This window comes from Campylobacter sp. MG1, assembly GCF_026616895.1.
GTDB lineage: Bacteria > Campylobacterota > Campylobacteria > Campylobacterales > Campylobacteraceae > Campylobacter_E.
The window spans coordinates 1-2,051 of record NZ_JANYME010000025.1 but is presented as its reverse complement, the minus strand read 5'-3'; the positions used below and the strand labels follow the sequence as shown (position 1 = coordinate 2,051).

Sequence of the window (2,051 nt, the reverse complement as noted above, 5' to 3'; positions counted from 1 at the left end):
TATTTTTATTAGCAATTAGTTTTATACTATCATCATAGATTGTAAATAAAAAGCCTTTGTAATTATCATCTCTTATTTTAAGTAATTCTTCATCACTAAATTCTATGTTTAGTTTGATTGGAGATGGGATATTGTTTTTATATATTTGACATATGCCAGGGCAATAATAGCCAAATGCATAATCAGGACCCCATTTGGCATGTTCATCTTTTGGCATATGCTTTTTAAAATACTCTATTATCTCATTGCTATCTACATCCCAATTTCCATTTTTTTGATTTATTATAAAACCTTTTAGTTCTAGTTCTTTAGGCACATAAAATTCTAATAATTCTAATTCCATTAATCCTTTAATAGCTAAAAAGAAAATTTCATCTTTGGTTTTACTATCTAAAGGATTATGTTCTAAATTATATTTTTCCTTAAAATAATCTATTACATCATAATATAAACTATAAGTTAAATCAGAATCCATAAGATAAATCTCATATAAATCCTCTTTATTTAATTCTATTTTCATAATTGCTCCTTATTAAATTTATTTTTAATTTTTTTAATCACTTTCTTTAGAGTTTGATTGTAATCTAGGAAATTTTAACTCGATTCTTTGTTCTAAATCATTATTTGGTATATAATCTATAGTCCAAGGTTGCTCTCCATTTGGTAAATTACTGCTAGAAACTTCTCTTAAATTAAATTTTCCTTTATCATTATTTATAGTATATAATTTTCCTTCATTTATTACACCAGTTTCTCTAACTTTCGCTCTTATTTTTCTCCATTTAGGCAACTCTTTTCCTCCTCCAAGCTCTACAAACAATCGCTCAACTTCTTTATCACTAATTCTTTCATTAAATACTACTCCTTTACCATTGCTAGCTTCTTTATTTACGCTAAAAGTTTTTTCTCCTATCTTTAGATTGCCTTGTTTATTTTTATGAAGTTCTTTAATTAAATTTGCACGCTCTATTTGAATATCTTTTATAGGTTTTGTAAGGTTTATTACCGTTCCATCTCTTAATTTTATGATATTTTTTCCAACTTCAGCTATTTCTTTAGTAACTGTATTGGCAATATTTGTATCAGATATTTTGTTATCTATGTCTATTTTGTTTAATAGCGAATTATTAGTTTCTTTTACTAAGGTCTTCTCTACTGTATTTTTTGTTGTTTTATCAATTAATGTTGTTGCTTTTGTTGCTTTAGCACCAGCACCCCAACCTGTAAAGCTCATAATCGTAGATACAGTTTCATTAGCTAATTCACCATATTTTTCTTCTGCTGCTGTTTTATCTCCTACTAATAAATCTATTTTAGATTTAGTGTATATATCATAGTTATCTAAGGCATAATCATTAATAGTATCTATTGGATGTACAATAAAATCCCAAATAGAATTTAAAGCACCTATTCCAATAGCCTCTGCAGTTTCTAAAGGACTTTCTAAAAGTGCTTTTCCTAATTCCTCGTATGGTTTTATTATGCCATTTATAATATTACTTGATGTAGAAAAAATATTACTATCGTTTGTAGTTTTTACATATAAATATTTATCATAAAATTTTTCATTATTGCTATAGTCTATAAACCCAAGATATCTATCTTTATATTGTTCTTTAGTTGGTCTAAATAAAATAGATAGTTGTATTTCTTTATTGTTATTTAAAAGTACAGTAGCGTTTTTATTTGAATTATCTTTTATAAAATCTTTAGCTATATTGATATCATCTAATTCTTTAGCACTTAAGATTTTTTTATAATAATCATCAAAGCTTTTATCTACTAAAGATATACCACCTTTTGCAAGTAAAACTTTAGCCTCTTTAAATGATATTTTTTTACCTAAAGGATTTTTGTTATTTAAAAATGTTTGAAATTTTTTAATGTTATTTTTATCTTCTAAAAAGTCTATTTCTAATGTGGCTAACTGCCTATTAACTCCTAAATCTTTATTTAAATTTAAAAACTCAGCATTTGCTTTATTGTAATAATTTGAATATGTTGTAAAATCAAGCTCATTTGTAAAGTTTTTAGAATATTCTTTATTTACA

General features: G+C 25.1%; 2 protein-coding genes. Both read right to left on the bottom strand.

Going from position 1 to position 2,051, the window contains the following annotated elements:
• On the bottom strand, positions 1-520 hold a 520-nt coding region (locus NY022_RS09495; protein WP_267525631.1), incomplete at its 3' end, for a hypothetical protein.
• Positions 521-553: 33 nt separating this feature from the next.
• Positions 554-2,051 (bottom strand): hypothetical protein (locus tag NY022_RS09490; protein WP_267525629.1); only part of this gene is annotated, 1,498 nt, incomplete at its 5' end.